Source organism: Streptomyces sp. NPDC051211 (assembly GCF_040689505.1).
Classification (GTDB): Bacteria; Actinomycetota; Actinomycetes; order Streptomycetales; family Streptomycetaceae; genus Streptomyces.
Genome location: NZ_JBFBAV010000013.1, coordinates 110,306 through 127,603, shown reverse-complemented (window position 1 = coordinate 127,603; position 17,298 = coordinate 110,306). Strand labels below are relative to the sequence as shown.

The following is a 17,298-nucleotide window of genomic DNA, read 5'->3' as shown; positions in this document are numbered from 1 at the left end:
GCCGCCACGGGCGGAACGGCGGCGCGCCCGGCGGGCCGGATGACGCGGGGGCGGGAGGTCACAGCATCAGCTCCGAGCGTCGGCGGGGGTTCAGCCGGTCGCGCCAGGCGCCCGCCAGGCCCGCGATCGCGAGGGTGGGGAGGATCAGGAACAGCCCGGGGAAGAGGGTCGGCCACCAGTCGCCGGCGAGCAGGGAGCCGCGGCCGGTCTGCACGAGGGTGCCGAGGCTGGCCTGGTGGGAGGGCAGGCCCAGGCCGAGGAAGGACAGGGCGGACTCGTGCCACATGGCGTGCGGGACCATCAGTACCGCGGCCAGCCCGGCCTGCGGGAGCACACCGGGGATCAGGTGCCGCACGGTGGTCCGCAGGCGCGAGGCACCGCCGGAGACGGCCGCGTCGATGAACGGGCGGGATCGCAGCGACAGGACCTCCGCCCGCACGATCCGGGCCGTGGACAGCCAGTGGGTCAGGGCGACGGAGACGATCACCGGCCAGACCCCGGGCCGGAACAGGGCCACGATGAAGATGCCCAGCAGCAGGTGCGGGATGGAGGACAGGGCGTCCACCACCCGCATGACCAGGCGGTCGGTCCAGCCGCCGAGGGCGGCCGCGGCGGCGCCCACGGCCGTGCCGATCACGGTGGCGACCACCGCCGCGACCAGCCCGACCAGCAGCGACACCCGTAGTCCGTAGATGCAGCGGAGCAGCAGGTCGCGGCCCACGTCGTCGGTGCCGAACGGGTGCGCCCAGGACGGCGGCAGCAGCCTGGCGGAGAGGTCGACGGCCTGCTGGTCGAGCCGCACCAGCGGGGGCACGAGCAGGACGGCGAGGACGATCAGGCCCACCAGCCCGGCCGAGGTGCGGACCCGCAGGGCGCGGGTGGAGCGGCGGGTGCGGCCGGCCGGCCGCCAGACGCGCTCGGGACATGCCTCAGCCATCGAAGCCCACCCTCGGGTCGGCCAGTCCGTACAGCAGGTCGGACAGCAGGTTGCCGGCCAGGACGGCGGCGGTGGCGAGCACCGTCAGAGCGGCCAGCAACGGGAAGTCCACGGCGGTCGCGGCCTGCACGGTGGCGGCGGCGATGCCGGGCCAGCTGAACACCGTCTCGACCAGCAGGGCGCCGGTGATGAGTTCGGGCACCCGGGATCCGATCAGGGTGAGCATCGGCAGCAGGCCGGCCCGCAGCCCGTGCCCGAGCAGCACGGTCCGCCCGCGCAGCCCGCGGGCCCGGGCGCCCCGCACCGGGTCCTCCTCCAGCGCGTCGGCCACGCCCTGGCGCACGTACAGGAAGAACCAGGGCAGCTGGGAGATGCCCAGGACCAGTGCGGGGAGCACCAGATGGGTGGCGACCTGGCCGAAGGTGACGGTGTCGCTGGCCGCGTCGGTGAGCCCGCCCGAGGGGAGGACGCCGAGCCGCACGGAGAAGAACCAGATGGCGAGCAGGCCGAGCCAGAAGGCCGGGGCGGCCTCCAGGGTGTACGCCAGCGCGGTGGTGCAGCGGTCGAGGAGGCCGCCGGGGCGGCGGGCGGCGAGCACGCCGAGCAGGGTGCCGAGCAGGACCGCGACGGCGAAGGCGGTCGCGGCGAGGAGCGCGGACCAGCCGACCCGTTCGGTGATGACGTCGGCGACCGGCTGCCGCATCACGGCGGAGTCGCCGAAGTCTCCGGTGAGGGCCGAGGTCAGCCACTCCCACCAGCGGGTGACCAGCGGCCGGTCCACGCCCAGGTTGGCCCGGAGCTGGTCGAGGCCGGCCTGGGAAGCGGTGAGGCCGGCGGTGCCGGCGTACGCCTTCACGGGGTCGAAGGGGGAGAGCGCGGCGACCGCGAAGACGGCGAAGGTGACGGCGAGCAGGACCGGGGCGGCGAACAGGGTCCGCCGGCCCGCCATCCGTGCCATGGGCCGCCAGGGCAGCCGGCGGATCACTTCTCGGGCTTCCAGGTTTCGACGTTCCACCAGGGGCCGGTGCCCAGGCCGTGGTCGTGCGGCTCCACCTGGGTGGACGGGCCGTCCCACCGGTCGTTCACCACGTAGAGGTGGTCGATGTGGGTGAGGAAGACGTAGCCGGGGTTCCGCACCAGTTCGCGCTGGACGGTGTCGTACGCGGCCTTGCGGACGGCCGGGTCGCCGCTGCGGCGGCCCTGGTCGAGGGCCCGGTCCACGGCCGGATCGGCGTACCGGGCCATGTTGTTGAAGCCGTCGCCGGCGAGGGAGGAGTGGAGCAGCAGGTACTGGTCGAAGTCGGGGTCGGCCGGGGAGCCGCCGCCGGCGAGGACGGCGTCGGTCTTCATCCGGGGTTCGATGACCTCCCAGGTGCCGGCCTGGGTCCTGACCTCGATGCCGGCCTTCTTGGCGTCGGAGGCGAAGGCGAGGGCGTGGTCCTGGCGGATCTTGTCGCCGGAGGTGTACCAGAGCGGGAAGGCGGCGCGGACGCCGTCCTTGACCCGGATGCCGTCCTCGCCGGGCTTCCAGCCGGCGTCGTCGAGGATCTTCCGGGCCTTCACCGGGTCGTGGGTGCGCTCGGTGCCGGCGGTGAACCAGGGGCTGTCGGTGGGGACCGGCCCGTACGCGGGCTTGCCGGAGCCTTCGAGGAGGCTGTCGACCATGGCCTTGCGGTCCACGGCGATGTCCAGGGCCTGCCGGACGGCGAGGTCTCCGGTGACCGGGTTGTGCGTCGGGAGGGTCACGTTCCGGTAGTCGAAGGAGGTGGCGGCGTAGATCCCCCAGCTACCGCTGGGGGGTGCCCCCAGGCGCCCCTTGTCCTCGGCGAAGCCCTCGGCCAGGTTCGGCGGCAGGACGGCGGCGTCGAGTTCGCCGGAGCGGAGCCGGGTGGCGCGGACGTCGTCGTCCTTGATGACGGCCATGGTGAACTTCTTCACCGCGGGTTCGCCGCCCCAGTAGCGGGGGTTGGCCTTGAAGGCGAGCTTCTCGCCCTTGGACCAGCCGGTGAGCAGGTACGGGCCGGTGCCGACCGGCTTGGTGGTGAACTCGCCGCTGTTGACGTCCTGCCGGCCCGCGATGTGCTGGGGGGCGATCGGCAGCACGGTGCGCTCGGCGAACGGCGCGTAGGGGTACTTGAGGGTGAAGACCACGGTGTCGGTGCCCCGGGCTTCGACGCCGGCGAGGGCGTCGAGCTCGGTCCTGGAGGCGTTGTTGGTCTTCGGATCGAGGATCGTCCGGTAGGTGAAGACGACGTCCGCGGCGGTGAAGGGCCGGCCGTCGCTGAAGGTGACGCCCGGCCGGAGCTTGTACGTGTAGGTGAGGCCGTCCGGGGAGACCTCCGGGAGGGCGGCGGCGAGCGCGGGCTTGAGCTTCATCCCCGCGTCGTGGGCCAGCAGCCCGTCGAAGATCTTCGAGTTGCCGTCCTTGCCGTAGCCGAGCAGCGGGCTCAGGCTCTCCGGCTCGGTGGCGATGCCGACCACCACCGAGCTCGCCGGGTCCCCGCCGGCGGAGGCGCCGCCCTCGGCGGGCTTGGAGCAGGCCGCTGCGCTCGCGATGAGTGCGGCGGCCAGCGTGGTCGCGGCCAGTCCCCGTGCCGTGCGGCCCGTCATGCTGTGCACATCCCTGCTGCTGTTCGTACGTTATTGCAAACGAGTCGCAATACTGCCAGAAGGGATCAGCGGAAGACGAACCCGGTCCTGTCCGGTCGCTTGTCCGGTCGGCGCCCCGCATGCCATAAAGGTCCAGACCTTTATACGGGACCGAGGGAGGCACCCCGTGCGACGCTCCGCCGCGCCCACCGCGTCCGCCACCCTGCCGCCCTCCCTGACCGCGGCCGTACTCCCGCCCGTACTCGCGGCCGTACTCGCAGCCTCACTCACTGCCTGCTCGCGGCCGGACACCGAGCCTCCGCCGGCCCCGGCCGGCCTCACCGTGCAGGCCGGCAGCGCCGGTTCGGCCCACGTCATGTGGGAAGCGGCCGACGGACGCGACGGGGTCACCGGCTACCAGGTGCTCCAGGGCGGGCAGCCGGTCCGCGAACTGCCCGCCGACAAGACCATGGTGGACATCACCGGCCTCAGCCCGCAGACCCGGTACGAGTTCACCGTCCGCGCCCGGGACGCGGCCGGGAACCTCTCCCCCGCCGGCCCCCTCGTCACCGTCACCACCCCCGCCGTCCGGGCCGAGGACAAACGGGCCCCGACCGCCCCGGCCCGCGCCGCGGGCAGCCCGGCGGGCCCCCGGGAGGCCCGGCTGTCCTGGTCGGCGGCCACGGACGACACCGGCGTCACGGCCTACGACGTCCACCAGGGCGGGGTCCGCATCCACACGGTGGCCGGCACCGAGACCGGCACCCGGCTCACCGGACTGCAGCCCGACACCGTCTACACCTTCACCGTGCGGGCCCGGGACGGAGCGGACAACTCCTCGCCGGACAGCCCCCCGGTCGACATCACCACCGAGCCCGCCGACGGCGAGGGCCCGAGCACCTCGCCCGCCGATTTCACCGCCACCGCCTCGCCCGGCACGGTGGCCCTCGCCTGGACCCCGCCGGACACCGGCCACGAGACCCGCGCGTACGAGCTGTTCGTCGACGGGCGGGCCACCACGGTGATCCAGTTCGGGGCCGGCGCGGTACCCGACGGACGGGTCGAACACCGGCTCACCGTCGCCGAGCCGGCCGGCACCGTGTGGCGGCTGAAACTGCGCGCCCGGCTGCCCGACGGCACCTGGGGCTCCTTCTCCGCCGAACGCCGGGTGGTGCTCGCCCACTGAGCCCGGCCGACCGGTCCACGTCAAGATCCGCACAGAACAGCCACGCGATGCATGAAGATCGCGCAGAATGCAGCCGTGTGCGGAGAGTATTCAATCAACAACAGTCAGGCAGGCGCGTTCGACGGCGGTTCTGAGCCAGAATCTGACGCCGTGCCGGGAAACCTGCCGCCGGAATCGGCGAGCTTCATAGGCCGTGAACGCGAACTCGGCCTGCTCGACGTCCTGTTGCGCGAGCGCAGACTGGTCACCCTGACCGGAGTCGGCGGAGTCGGCAAGTCACGGATGGCTCTGCGCGCCGTCCGGACCGCCGCGCGGAACCGAAGACCGGATCTCCGCGACGGCGTGTGGTGGGTGGAGCTCTCCCCGCTGCGCGACCCGGCTCTGCTGGCCGCGACCGTCGCCCACACCCTGGGGCTGGGCCTGGCGGCCCAGTCCACCCATGCCCTGAACGAGGAACTCTGCTCCTGGATGGCGGACAAGGAGCTGCTGCTCGTCCTGGACACCTGCGAGCACCTGGTGGCCGCCTGCCGCCACCTGGTCGGCGAACTCCTGCAGACGGCCCCCGGCCTGACGGTCCTGATCACCACCCGGGAACCGCTCGGCTGCCCCGGTGAGGCCGTGCTCGTACTCCAACCGCTGCCCACCGAGGGCCCGGACAGCGATGCCCTCGCCCTGTTCCGCGCCCGGGCCCTCGCCGCCACCCCCCGGGCTGCCGCCCTGTTCGACGACCCCGGCCGCACCGCCGTCGCCGCCGGACTGTGCCGCCGGCTCGACGGCATCCCGCTCGCCCTGGAACTGGCCGGGGCCCGGCTGCGCGTATGGCCCCTGGAACAGATCGCCGAGCGGCTCGGCGCCGGCTTCGACCAGCCGTCCGACACCCTCCCCGGGACCTCCTCCGGGGGGACCTCCGCGGCGCCGCTCCCCCGGCACCAGACCCTGCGCACGGCGATCGGCTGGAGCCACGAACTGTGCGAGCCGCTGGAACGGCTGCTGTGGGCCCGGCTCTCGGTGTTCGCCGGGGACTTCGACCTGGCTGCGGCCCGGGCGGTCTGCGCCGGCGGGCCCCTGCCGGCCGGCCGGGTCGAGCCGGTGCTGGCCTCGCTCGTCGCCAAGTCGGTGGTCCGGCAGACCGACCTCCGCGGCAAGGGCACCCGCTACCGGCTGCTCGACACCATCCGCGAGTACGGGCACGGCTGGCTCGCCGCACTGGACGAGGTGCGGACCCTCGCCGACCGGCACGCCCACTGGTACGCCCAACTGGTGCAGGCCGCCGACCGCGGCTGGCTGGGGCCCCGCCAGGTGGACTGGTACCGCCGGCTGACCGGCGACCACATGCAGCTGCGCGCCGCACTGGAGCACCTGCTGGGCACCGACCCGGCCGCCGCACTGGAGATGGCCGGGGCGCTGTGGTTCTTCTGGTTCTCCTGCGGGCACGTGCACGAGGGCCGCGGCTTCCTGGAGCGGGCCCTGCGGACGGCCCCGCCGACCGGCGCCGCGTACACGCAGGGGCTCTGGGCGGCCGGGCTGACCTGCCTGATGCAGGGCGACCTCGGCACGGCCCGGGAGTACGGGGAACAGTGCACGGCGGCCGCGGCCCGGCTGGCCGACCCGGAGCGGGAGCTGAAGGCGGCCTATCTGCTGTCCGTGTCGGTGCTGATGCCGGGCGCCCCCGAGCAGGCCCTGCTCCTGGCCGGGCCGCGGGCCCGGGCGGCGATCGGCGGCCCGGCGAACGGGCCGGGATGGCTGCTGTGCCGGCTGTCGGCTTCGTACGCGCTGTGCGACCTGGGCCGGTTCGAGGAGGCCGCCGAGGAGGCGAGGGGACTGCGGGAGTCCTGCGCGGAACTCGGCGACCGCTGGCTGCGGGCCTATGCGGACTACGTCCTGGCGGTCGCGGCGCTGCGACTGGGCCGGCACGACGAGGCCGCCCGGCACGTCCGGGCGATGCTGTCGGGCAAACGGCTGCTGGGCGACCGGTTCGGCATCGCGCTGGGCCTGGACCTGCTGGCCGCGGCGGTCGCCGCCCTGGGCGACGGGGAACTGGCGGCCCGGCTGCTGGGCAACGGCCACGCCTGGTGGCGGACGGTGGGCCGGCCGCAGATGGGATCGCCCTCGCTCACGGCCCTGCGGGAAGAGGGCGAGCGGCAGGCCCGCGCGGCGATCGGCGACGAGGCCTACGAGACGGCGTTCCGCGGGGGCACGCAGGCGCCCACCGGCTGAGCGTCACTGGCCGGCCGGTGGGCCTCGCGGTCCCGTCAGTACGGGAGGGTTCTGCCCGACGGGGTACGCAGGTCCAGATCGCGGGGAGCCGGCTTGGGGACGGGCTTGCGGATCAACTGCTGGCGCATGCGGGCCTCCTCGGTCAGACCAGGGCCGGGGCCGGCCGGTGCGGTTCCACCGTGCGGCCGTCGGGGAGCAGCTCGCCGGTGTCGTCGAAGACGACGGCACCGTTGCAGAGCAGGCTCCAGCCCTGTTCGGGACGGGAGGCGACGACGCGGGCCGCTTCGCGGTCGGCGCTGTCGGCGCTGGGGCAGGGGGGCTGGTGGGAGCACATGGCGCACCTCCTTGCAGTGTGGGGCGGAGGGCCGGCGGTCACCCGGTCGATTCCGCGATCCACGGTGGCGAGGAGTATTACTGATCACGGGCACCGGACGGAACCCATATTCGAGGTCCAGTTCGGCGCGCTCCTGCCCGGTTACGATGCGTTCATGCCCTGCATCCGGATTGTCCGCCCCTGTGCGCTCGCCCCGGCGGAGGCCTGGATGCGGCTCACGGACTGGGAACGCCACGGCACAGCCGTCCCCCTGACGAAAACCGTTGTCGATACGGCGCCGCCCACGCGGGTCGGAACCCGCTTCACGGCGCGCACCGGCGTGGGGAGGCTCACACTCGACGACCGGATGGAAGTGGTCCGCTGGGAGCCCCCGCAACCGGGCCGGGCGGGACTGGTCCGGCTGGAGAAGCGCGGCCGTGCGGTCAGGGGCTGGGCGGAGATCGAGATCACCGCGCTGCCCGCCGGGGGCAGCGAGATCACCTGGCGGGAGGACCTCCGCCTACCGGCCCTCCCCCGCCTTCTCGATCCCACCGTGGCGGCGGTGGGACACCTGCTCTTCTCCCGCGCCCTGGACCGGCTGCTGACCTAGCGGATCGGCATCCCGGAGAGGGTGCGGGCGATCACCAGGCGCTGGATCTCACTCGTCCCCTCGAAGATCGTGTAGATGGCACTGTCCCGGTGCATCCGCTCCACGGGGTACTCGCGGGTGAACCCGTTCCCGCCGAGGATCTGTACGGCCTGCGCGGTGACCTTCTTGGCGACCTCACTCGCGAAGAGCTTGGACATCGACCCCTCGGCCGAGGTGAAGGGCTTGCCGGCGACCGCCATCCAGGAGGCCCGCCACACCAGCAGCCGGGCCGCGTCGATCTGGGTCCGCATGTCGGCGAGCTGGAAGGCCACGCCCTGGTTGTCGATGATGGGGCGGCCGAACTGGGTGCGGGTCTTCGCGTAGTCGAGGGCCACCTCGTACGCGGCCCGGGCGGTGCCGACCGCCATGGCGCCGACGGCCGGGCGGGAGGCCTCGAAGGTGGCCATGGCCGCGTTCTTCACCCGCTCACCGCCACCCGCCTCGGCCCGCTCGCGGGCCCGGGCGAGCCGCTCGTCGAGCTTCTCCTTGCCGCCGAGCAGGCAGGAGCCGGGCACCCGGACGTCCTCCAGGACCACCTCGGCGGTGTGCGAGGCGCGGATGCCGTGCTTCTTGAACTTCTGCCCCTGGGACAGGCCGGGGGTGTTCGGCGGCACGATGAAGGAGGCGTGGCCCTTGGTCCCCAGCTCCGGGTCGACGACGGCCACGACGATGTGGACGTTGGCGATACCGCCGTTGGTCGCCCAGGTCTTGGTGCCGTTCAGCACCCACTCGTCCTTGGCCTGGTCGTAGACCGCACGGGTCCGCATGGACCCGACGTCCGACCCGGCGTCCGGCTCGGAGGAGCAGAAGGCCGCGACCTTCACGTCGTCCGGGGTGCCGTACATCTGCGGGATCCAGGTGCCGATCTGCTCCTCGGTACCGTTGGCGACGACGCCGATGGCGGCCAGGCCGGTGCCGACGATGGACAGGGCGATGCCCGCGTCGCCCCAGAACAGCTCCTCCATGGCCATCGGGATGCCGAGGCCGGTCGGGTCGAAGAACTGCTGCGCATAGAAGTCGAGGGAGTAGATGCCGACCTTGGCGGCTTCCTGGATGACGGGCCAGGGAGTCTCTTCGCGCTCGTCCCATTCGGCGGCGGCGGGGCGGATGACATCGGCGGCGAAGCCGTGAATCCACTCCTGGACCTGCTTCTGGTCCTCGTTGAGCTCCATGGTGAACTCCGCCATGTCCCCTCCAGCTATGCTTGTGCATCACGTGCGTTACCTGCGGTAACTACCGCAGGGGCCTCAGTGTGTTACTCACCAGTAGCAACTGTCAACAACGAGGTCGGACCGACCGCCGATTCGTTCGCCAGGGTGTGCGGGGTGTTACGTTGCGTGGGCGTCACGCACATCGCAAGGGCGGGGAGAGACACGTCATGGAGACCACGCAGCAGGCCGGCCAGCAGCCGGGAACGGCGGAACGCCGCCGACGGGAGCTGCTCGAAGCGGCCGACCGGGTCGTGCTGCGCGACGGCCCGAAGGCTTCCATGAACGCCATCGCGGCCGAGGCCGGCATCACCAAGCCGATCCTGTACCGGCACTTCGGCGACAAGGCGGGCCTCTACCAGGCCCTCGCCACCCGCCACACCGACGCCCTGCTGGACTCGCTGCGCGCCGCGCTCGACGCCCCGGCCGAACGGCGCCGCCGGGTGGAGTCCACCCTCGACACCTACCTGGCGGCCATCGAGGCCCGGCCGCAGGTGTACCGCTTCCTGATGCACCCGGCCGAGGACTCGCACACCGCCGAGCGCGGCTTCGACGTGGGCCTGCACTCGGCCCCGCTGCTGCGCCGGCTCGGCGAGGAGCTGGCCCAGGTCGTCGCGGAGCGGGTGGACCTGGGGCCGGACGGGGACCAGCTGGCCCGGATCTGGGGCCACGGCATCGTCGGCATGATGCACGCGGCCGGCGACTGGTGGCTGGGCGAACGCCCCTGCGACCGCGCCACCCTGGTCAGCGGCCTGACGGACCTCCTCTGGGGCCGCCTCGCCACAGCCGGCAACCGCACCGACGGGCCCGGCTTCTGACACTCCAGCCCGCGCGGCGTTTGAGCGCATGGGCGCGAAGCGCACGTACGGGGGTCTGGGGGCTTGCCCCCAGTTCGGGAAGGGGCGGGTAGGGGAACAGCTCCGCGCAGCGGCCCGGCCCCGGCTACGCAGACCAGGGGGCCTTGCGAATGGCCCGCTCCAGGCGCCGCCGCCGCCACCCCGTGACCCGGTCGCGATAGACGACACCGTCGAGGTGGTCGCACTCGTGCTGCAGGCACCGCGCGAAGAACCCGGTACCTTCCACCCGTACGGCCCGCCCGTCGGCGGCAACCCCCTCGACGACGGCCCGGTCGAACCGCCCCGTCCCCGCTTCGAGCCCCGGCAGCGACAAGCAGCCCTCCGGCCCGCGCAGCTCCATCCCGTCCGCCTCGACCAGGCGGGGGTTGACGATGTGCCCGACGTGCCGCTCGTCCTCGTCGTCCGGGCAGTCGTAGACGAACACCCGCTGGTCCACGCCGATCTGGTTGGCGGCCAGGCCGACACCGTGGGCCGCGTACATCGTCGCGAACATGTCCTCGATCAGCCGGTCGAGGGCCGGGCCGAACTCGGTGACCTCCCGGCAGGCCGAGTGGAGCACCGGATCGCCCAGCAGGCTCATGGTGCGGACGAGGCCGGACGTACCGGGGATGGGGCGCTGTCGCATGGCGGTAAGGGTACGTGGGGCCGGTACCGGCGAATATATGAGGAGATCCGCGGCGTCACAGCGGCGCCGCGGTCAGGGGTCCGGCCGGTTCTGGATAGGCTGGTGCCGGACCGACGCAAGGAGGAACAGGGACGATGGCAGGCAACACGGAGCCGCTTTCGCCGCGGGCCAAGCTGGCCGTGACGGCGGGCAAGGCCGCGGCGGCGGTGTCGCGGGCCGCGGGGCGTGGAAGCGGATCGGTGATCGGAGGCAAGGTCGCGCTGAGGCTCGACCCCGATCTGCTCGGAGCGCTGGCGCAGCACCTCGACGTCGTCCTGGTGTCGGCGACGAACGGCAAGACCACGACGACCCGGCTGATCGCCGAGGCCCTGCGGGCCAGCGGTCCGGTCGTCTCCAACGCGCTCGGCGCGAACATGCCGGCCGGCATCACCTCCGCCCTCGCGGGCGGCAGCGACGCCAAGTACGGCGTCATCGAGGTGGACGAGAAGTACCTGGCCGGGGTGGCCCGCGATGTGACGCCCAAGGCCATCGCGCTGCTCAACCTCTCCCGCGACCAGCTGGACCGCGCGGCCGAGACCCGGATGCTCGCCGAGAAGTGGCGGGAGGGCCTGTCCGGCTCCAAGGCGGTCGTGATCGCGAACTGCGACGACCCGCTGATCGTATGGGCGGCCTCCTCCTCGCAGAACGTGGTGTGGGTCGCGGCCGGCCAGGAGTGGAAGGACGACGCCTGGTCGTGCCCCTCCTGCGGCGGTGTGATGCAGCGCCCGGGCGACGACTGGTTCTGCGGCGAGTGCGGCTTCCGCCGCCCGGTCCCGAGCTGGGCGCTCTCCGGCGACCACGTGCTCGACCCGCACGGCAGCGCCTGGCCGATCCAGCTCCAGCTGCCCGGCCGCGCCAACAAGGCCAACGCCGCCACCTCGGCGGCCGTGGCCGCCGTGTTCGGTGTTCCGCCGCAGGTCGCACTGGAGCGGATGTACCAGGTGCAGGCGGTGGCCGGCCGCTACGACGTGGTCACCTTCCAGAACCGGCAGCTGCGGCTGCTGCTCGCGAAGAACCCGGCGGGCTGGCTCGAAACGTTTTCCCTGATCGACCCGCCGCCCACTCCGGTGATCCTCTCGGTCAACGCGCGCGGCGCCGACGGCACCGACACCTCCTGGCTGTGGGACGTGGACTACCCCCGGCTGGCCGGCCACCCGATCTTCGTGATCGGCGACCGCAAGCTGGACCTGGCGGTCCGCCTGGAGGTCGCGGGCCTGGACTTCCGGGTCTGCGAGACCCTCGACGAGGCCGTGCAGCTGGCGCCGCCCGGGCAGATCGAGCTGATCGCCAACTACACCGCATTCCAGGACGTGCGCCGCCGCGTCGGCAACTAGTACCCATCCCAAGAGGACAACAGCATGAGCGACAACAGCCTGCGTCTGGTGTGGGTCTACCCGGACCTGCTGAGCACGTACGGAGACCAGGGCAACGCCCTGGTGGTGGAGCGGCGGGCACGCCAGCGCGGCCTGGACGTCCAGCGCCTGGACGTCCGCAGCGACCAGGCCATCCCCACCTCCGGTGACATCTACCTGATCGGCGGCGGCGAGGACCGGCCGCAGCGGCTGGCCGCCGAGCGGCTGCTGCGGGACGGCGGCCTCGAGCGCGCCGTGTCGAACGGGGCGATCGTCTTCTCGGTCTGCGCCGGGTACCAGATCCTCGGCCAGGAGTTCGTCAACGACATGGGCGAGCGCCAGCAGGGCCTCGGCCTGCTGGACGTGGTCACCGTGCGCGGCGAGGGCGAGCGGTGCGTCGGCGACGTCCTCGCCGACATCGACCCGCAGCTGAACCTGCCCCCGCTGACCGGTTTCGAGAACCACCAGGGCGTCACGCACCTGGGCCCGACCGCCCGGCCCTTCGCCCGGACCCGGCTGGGCCGCGGCAACGGCACCGGCGACGGCACCGAAGGCGCGTACAACGACACCGTGTTCGGCACCTACATGCACGGCCCGGTGATGGCCCGCAACCCGCAGATCGCGGACCTGCTGCTGAAGCTGGCCCTCGATGTGAACGCGCTGCCGCCGATCGACGACCGGTGGTACGAGGCGCTGCGCGCGGAGCGCATCGCGGCCGCCACCCAGCCCGCATAGCGTCACCTGCCGTACGGCCCGGGTTTCCCCAGGGAAATCCGGGCCTTCGGCTTTTTCTACGACCTTGTAGGGTGACGGTTGTTCCAACCGGACAACGTGGTCCGGTCCTCGGCCCACGTTGCAAAGGTTCTCCCTGCCATGCGCATTGGTGTGCTCACTTCCGGCGGCGACTGCCCCGGCCTCAATGCCGTCATCCGTTCCGTCGTGCACCGCGCCGTCGTCGACCACGGTGACGAGGTCATCGGCTTCCACGACGGCTGGAAGGGCCTGCTGGAGGCCGACTACCGCAAGCTGGACCTGGATGCCGTGGCCGGCATCCTGGCCCGCGGCGGCACGATCCTCGGCTCCTCCCGGGTCCAGCCCGCCCACCTGCGGGACGGCGTCGAGCGGGCCCGCGGCCATGTCGCCGACCTCGGCCTGGACGCCATCATCCCGATCGGCGGCGAGGGCACCCTCAAGGCCGCCCACCTGCTCTCGCAGGCCGGGCTGCCGATCGTCGGCGTGCCCAAGACCATCGACAACGACATCGCCTCCACCGACGTCACCTTCGGTTTCGACACGGCGGTCGGGGTGGCCACCGAGGCCCTGGACCGGCTGAAGACCACCGCCGAGTCCCACCAGCGCGTCATGGTGGTCGAGGTCATGGGCCGGCACACCGGCTGGATCGCCCTGCACTCCGGCATGGCGGCCGGCGCCCACGCCATCGTGGTGCCGGAACGCCCCTTCGACGTGGCGGAGCTGACCCGGATCGTCGGGGAGCGCTTCTCGGCCGGCAAGCGGTTCGCGATCGTGGTGGTCGCCGAGGGCGCCAAGCCGCGCGAGGGCTCGATGGAGTTCGAGGACGGCGGCAAGGACATCTACGGGCACGAGCGGTTCGCCGGCATCGGCAACCGGCTGGCCGTCGAGCTGGAGGAGCGGCTCGGCAAGGAGGCCCGCCCGGTGATCCTGGGCCACGTCCAGCGCGGCGGCACCCCCACCGCCTACGACCGGGTGCTCGCCACCCGGTTCGGCTGGCACGCGGTGGAGGCCGCCCACCGGGGAGAGTTCGGCATGCTGACCGCCCTGCGCGGCACGGAGATCGAGATGGTGCCGCTCGGCGACGCCGTCCAGACCCTGAAGACGGTGCCGGCCGAGCGCTACGCCGAGGCCCAGAACGTCCTCTGATGTCCCGATGGCGCCCCCGGCCGTGAGCACGGCCGGGGGCGCCATTACTGTGGTGGGGCACCACGGTCAAGGGAGTGAACAGATGGATCACAACGGGCACGGCATGGACATGGACATGGACCTGCCGCCGTTCACTCTCGGGCGGGGGCTGGAGTTCTCCTTCGACTCCTTCTTCCTGATCGGCTGCCTGCTGGCCCTGGCCCTGTACGGCTGGGGGATGCTCCGGCTGCGCGGCCGCGGCGACTCCTGGCCGCTCGGCCGGACCGCCGCCTTCACCCTGGGCGTGCTGAGCATCGCCCTTGTGATGTGCACCAAGCTGAACGACTACGGCATGGTCATGTTCAGCGTCCACATGGTCCAGCACATGGTCATCAGCATGATCTCGCCGATCCTGCTGCTGCTCGGCGCCCCGGTCACCCTGGCCCTGCGGGCCCTCCCGCCGGCCGCCCGCGGCCGCAAGGGACCGCGCGAGCTGCTCCTGATGCTGCTGCACAGCCGGTACATGCGGATCATCACCCACGCGGCGTTCACGATCCCCATGTTCATCGCCAGCCTGTACGCCCTGTACTTCACCCCGCTCTTCGACTTCCTGATGGGCAGCCGGACCGGCCACATCGCGATGATGGTGCACTTCCTCGCCGTCGGCCTGGTCTTCTTCTGGCCGATCATGGGCGTGGACCCGGGACCGCACCGCCCCGGCTACGTGATGCGGATGCTCGAGCTGTTCGCCGGCATGCCCTTCCACGCCTTCTTCGGCATCGCCCTGATGATGGCCAGCGAGCCGATGATCGGCACGTACGCCAGTCCCCCGGGCTCGCTCCGCATCGACGCCCTCGAGGACCAGCAGTGGGCCGGCGGCATCGCCTGGGCGTTCAGCGAGATCCCCTCGGTCCTGGTGCTGATCGCCCTGGTCTACCAGTGGTACCACTCGGAACAGCGGGCGGCGAAGCGCGCCGACCGGGCCGCCGACCGGGACGGCGACAAGGAGCTGGAGGCCTACAACGCGTATCTGGCCTCGCTCCAAGCGCGTGGCCAGTAGCGGAGGAGCACCTTCAGGCGCCACCATGGGGCATGACCGGATCCGTTAAGGCGATGGCCGTGCTGACCTTCGCCTCTCTGGTGGCCGTCGCCACGTATTCGGTGGCGCTCGGCAGCAATGGCTGGCTCTGGTTCGGCTGGGTGGTCCTCGGGCTGCTCACGGCCGGCATGGCAGCCACCCGCAGCTCCTAGGTTCTGTCTCTTTGGTCAGCGTCCTGCCCAGATGAGGTCGGCGGCGAGGTGGTGGAGCCTGGTATGCGATGGCGAGTTTGTCGCATCGTGGGGCCAGGCCGCGCCACTGCCTGAGGCGGTTGATGGAGCGTTCGACGGTGTTCCGCTGCTTGTAGATCTCGGCGTCGAAGCCGGGCGGGCGGCCGCCTCGGCGGCCTCGCCGCAGACGGTGGCCGATCTGGTCGGACGGCTGCGGAATGACCGCGCGGATCCCACGTCGCCGCAGGTGGGACCAGACGGCACGGGAGGAATAGGCCCCGTCCGCGAGCACGGCCAACGGCCGGGTGCGCGGCCTGCCGGGCCCGCTTCGTGGCACGCGGATGCGGGCCATGACCGCTTCGAAGGCGGGTGCGTCGCCGGCCTGGCCCGCGGTGCCGGTCAAGGCCAGGGGCCGTGCACGGTCGTCGGCGGCCAGGTGGATCTTTTGCTCAGGCCGCCGCGTGAGCATCCGAGGGCGTGGTCGGCGGGCTCGCTGCTATTTGCGTGCTCCGGCGGAATGCTGGTGGGCGCGGACGACGGTGGAGTCGACCGAGACGGTCCAGCCGATGTCGTCATCGGCGTCCGCGGCCGCCAGCTCGGCGGTCAGGATGTTCGGCCCTGGTCAGATCGTGACCGGGCCGTGGGCGGTGGCGAACTCGACCGAGACCAGGCCCGGTTCCTCATCCTCGACCCAGGTGACGTCGATCTGGTCGAGGGGGTGGTCGGCCGGTTCGCCGAGGAATTCGGCGATGGAGGCGGCGTCGCCGGCGATGGAGACCCCGTGGATGGTGGTGGAGGTGCGCGGGTCGGCGCTCGGGCGCTCCTCGACGGGGACCAACCACTGGAGGAAGTAGGGCAGTTGCGGGTCCTCCAGCAGTTCCAGCAGGCCGATCTGCTTCCACCTCAAGTCGAACCCGTCGGGGCGGACACGGTGGCCCTCGGCCGAGGTGCGGCCGAGGCGGGCCTCGACCGGGGCGATGTCGTCGACGGAGACCACCCAACCGAGCCAGCCGCCGCCCTCGGCGGCGCGGCGCGCGACCGCCTGGCCGAAGGGTGCGCGGTCGGCGGCGGGGTGGTCGAGTGTGGTGACGACCTCGACGTAGGTGCCGCCGCTCAGCGGGAGAATAAAATTGCGGGTGCCGAATCGCGGGTGCACGCCCCCGTCGACGAACCCGGCGCCGAGGGCCGATCCGATCCACTGGACGGTCGAGACGAAGCTGTCGCGGGCCACCGCATAGGACACGTGATCAAGTCGCACTGAGCCAGCATCACCCGACGACCCGTACAAATCCCGACGCCACGCCCGCCGCCCCGGCCGCGTCCGCCGTGGATTCAGCCGTGGAGCGGATCGATCATCGTCATCCCGGCGGGGGGAGGCCCGGTCGAAGCCAGGCAGCAGCGCTGCCGCCTCGTCGAGGCCCGCGACCCGCTCGATCGGCCGCTGCGGGGCGAGCGCTGCTGCCACAGGATTTCGATCCGGCATGCAGCACCATGCGCACCGCTCTTCCAAGAGACAGGCTCTAGGAGCCTGCCCCGCCGCCCTCCGACGGGAGCACCGCCCGGCGCTCCCGTCCCTCCGCTCTCGCGCGGCGCACGACGACTTGGCCGATTCCGGCCCACGCCCAGATGAACTCCGGGCAACGGGATCCGTTCTATCTGTCACAGGAAGTCCATGTGACGACCCACTGCCTGGAGGGACCCACTCATGTCCAAGGGCGCGGAAGACGATCGGGCCTGCCAGGCCTACGCCGAAATCCTGCAAGAGGTAAGGATCGCCCAGACGGCGGTGCAGTTCCTGCTCGGCTTTCTGATGGCCGTGGCCGTGACACCGCGGTTCGCCACGTTCGACTCCGCCGACCGCGCCATTTACGTCACCGCGCTGGTGCTGGCGTTCGGCTCGGTCGGGCTGCTCACCGCGCCCGCCCCGCTGCACCGGCTGTGCGACGCGATGGACAAGGTCCGTCTCGTCCGGATCGCCGGCCGGCTCGCGCTCTGGGGGGTGCTGCTGCTGATGCCGGCCATGTCCTCGGCGGTGCTGCTCGTGCTCAATCTGGTCCTGGGACTGTCCCTCGCCGGGCTGCTGGCCGCCGTCATACTGTTCTGGCTGGTCGGCTTCTGGTTCGCCATGCCCATCTGGCACAGGGTCCGTCACACTGACCTCCCCGCCCGGTAGAAGGGA

The 17,298-nt window shown here is 72.2% G+C and carries 17 protein-coding genes and 1 pseudogene; 10 read left to right on the top strand and 8 right to left on the bottom strand.

Going from position 1 to position 17,298, the window contains the following annotated elements; translation table 11 throughout:
* Nucleotides 1-58: 58 nt before the first annotated feature.
* From AB0447_RS15980 to AB0447_RS15970, 3 genes are read right to left on the bottom strand one after another with little or no spacing between them, the layout of a single operon-like run.
* Nucleotides 59-937, bottom strand: a complete 879-nt coding sequence (locus tag AB0447_RS15980; protein WP_366477250.1) for an ABC transporter permease — start codon at nt 935-937, stop codon at nt 59-61.
* Nucleotides 930-1,895 (bottom strand): ABC transporter permease, encoded by a 966-nt coding sequence (locus AB0447_RS15975; RefSeq protein ID WP_366477249.1) that lies wholly within the window; start codon nt 1,893-1,895, stop codon nt 930-932. Before AB0447_RS15975 ends, AB0447_RS15980 begins: the two co-directional genes overlap by 8 nt.
* A 23-nt stretch (nt 1,896-1,918) precedes the next feature.
* Nucleotides 1,919-3,547: an ABC transporter substrate-binding protein gene (locus tag AB0447_RS15970; RefSeq protein ID WP_366477248.1), complete on the bottom strand. Its 1,629-nt coding sequence runs from the start codon at nt 3,545-3,547 to the stop codon at nt 1,919-1,921.
* 166 nt (nt 3,548-3,713) lie between these two features.
* Between AB0447_RS15970 and AB0447_RS15965 the strand changes: the two genes are divergently transcribed.
* Both AB0447_RS15965 and AB0447_RS15960 read left to right on the top strand, forming a co-directional pair.
* Entirely contained in the window at nt 3,714-4,712 is a 999-nt protein-coding gene (locus tag AB0447_RS15965; protein WP_366477247.1) for a fibronectin type III domain-containing protein, read from the top strand.
* A gap of 150 nt (nt 4,713-4,862) precedes the next feature.
* A complete protein-coding gene (locus AB0447_RS15960) occupies nt 4,863-6,929 on the top strand; it encodes an NB-ARC domain-containing protein (RefSeq protein ID WP_366477246.1) in 2,067 nt (688 codons plus the stop codon).
* A 142-nt stretch (nt 6,930-7,071) separates the two neighbouring features.
* Here the strand turns inward: AB0447_RS15960 and AB0447_RS15955 are convergent, their stop codons facing one another.
* Complete coding sequence (locus tag AB0447_RS15955) at nt 7,072-7,263, bottom strand: DUF5999 family protein (protein WP_150211049.1); 192 nt, start codon at nt 7,261-7,263, stop codon at nt 7,072-7,074.
* Nucleotides 7,264-7,417: 154 nt separating this feature from the next.
* Here AB0447_RS15955 and AB0447_RS15950 point away from each other — a divergent pair, with 154 nt between their 5' ends.
* Nucleotides 7,418-7,852: an SRPBCC family protein gene (locus AB0447_RS15950; RefSeq protein ID WP_366477245.1), complete on the top strand. Its 435-nt coding sequence runs from the start codon at nt 7,418-7,420 to the stop codon at nt 7,850-7,852.
* On the opposite strand, the gene AB0447_RS15945 is transcribed toward AB0447_RS15950, so the two are convergent.
* The gene (locus AB0447_RS15945) at nt 7,849-9,078 is read right to left on the bottom strand and encodes an acyl-CoA dehydrogenase family protein (RefSeq protein WP_366477244.1); all 1,230 of its coding nucleotides are present in this window, start codon (nt 9,076-9,078) and stop codon (nt 7,849-7,851) included. The two genes, AB0447_RS15950 and AB0447_RS15945, sit on opposite strands and share 4 nt — an antisense overlap.
* 191 nt (nt 9,079-9,269) lie before the next feature.
* On the opposite strand from AB0447_RS15945, the gene AB0447_RS15940 reads away from it, so the two are divergent.
* Nucleotides 9,270-9,917: a TetR family transcriptional regulator gene (locus AB0447_RS15940; RefSeq protein WP_366477243.1), complete on the top strand. Its 648-nt coding sequence runs from the start codon at nt 9,270-9,272 to the stop codon at nt 9,915-9,917.
* A 124-nt stretch (nt 9,918-10,041) separates the two neighbouring features.
* Here AB0447_RS15940 and def read toward each other — a convergent pair whose 3' ends face one another.
* Nucleotides 10,042-10,581: a peptide deformylase gene (gene def / locus AB0447_RS15935; RefSeq protein ID WP_366477242.1), complete on the bottom strand. Its 540-nt coding sequence runs from the start codon at nt 10,579-10,581 to the stop codon at nt 10,042-10,044.
* Between the two features lie 134 nt (nt 10,582-10,715).
* Between def and AB0447_RS15930 the strand changes: the two genes are divergently transcribed.
* From AB0447_RS15930 to AB0447_RS15910, 5 genes are all read left to right on the top strand, one after another.
* Nucleotides 10,716-11,954 carry a MurT ligase domain-containing protein gene (locus AB0447_RS15930; protein ID WP_366477241.1) on the top strand — a complete coding sequence of 413 codons (1,239 nt, stop codon included), beginning with the start codon at nt 10,716-10,718 and terminating at the stop codon, nt 11,952-11,954.
* 24 nt (nt 11,955-11,978) lie between these two features.
* The gene (locus AB0447_RS15925; RefSeq protein ID WP_366477240.1) at nt 11,979-12,707 is read left to right on the top strand and encodes a glutamine amidotransferase; all 729 of its coding nucleotides are present in this window, start codon (nt 11,979-11,981) and stop codon (nt 12,705-12,707) included.
* Between the two features lie 138 nt (nt 12,708-12,845).
* Nucleotides 12,846-13,871, top strand: a complete 1,026-nt coding sequence (locus tag AB0447_RS15920) for a 6-phosphofructokinase (RefSeq protein ID WP_366477239.1) — start codon at nt 12,846-12,848, stop codon at nt 13,869-13,871.
* A gap of 82 nt (nt 13,872-13,953) precedes the next feature.
* Complete coding sequence (locus AB0447_RS15915) at nt 13,954-14,910, top strand: cytochrome c oxidase assembly protein (protein WP_366477238.1); 957 nt, start codon at nt 13,954-13,956, stop codon at nt 14,908-14,910.
* Between the two features lie 32 nt (nt 14,911-14,942).
* Nucleotides 14,943-15,101, top strand: coding sequence for a hypothetical protein (locus AB0447_RS15910; protein ID WP_366477237.1), 159 nt, complete (start codon nt 14,943-14,945; stop codon nt 15,099-15,101).
* A gap of 15 nt (nt 15,102-15,116) precedes the next feature.
* On the opposite strand, the pseudogene AB0447_RS15905 reads toward AB0447_RS15910, so the two are convergent.
* Both AB0447_RS15905 and AB0447_RS15900 read right to left on the bottom strand, forming a co-directional pair.
* Nucleotides 15,117-15,564, bottom strand: a pseudogene (locus AB0447_RS15905) (transposase); the annotation flags it as partial.
* A gap of 177 nt (nt 15,565-15,741) precedes the next feature.
* A complete protein-coding gene (locus AB0447_RS15900; protein ID WP_362636108.1) occupies nt 15,742-16,377 on the bottom strand; it encodes a VOC family protein in 636 nt (211 codons plus the stop codon).
* A 447-nt stretch (nt 16,378-16,824) separates the two neighbouring features.
* On the opposite strand from AB0447_RS15900, the gene AB0447_RS15895 reads away from it, so the two are divergent.
* Nucleotides 16,825-17,292, top strand: coding sequence for a DUF6328 family protein (locus AB0447_RS15895; RefSeq protein WP_366477236.1), 468 nt, complete (start codon nt 16,825-16,827; stop codon nt 17,290-17,292).
* Nucleotides 17,293-17,298 lie beyond the last annotated feature (6 nt).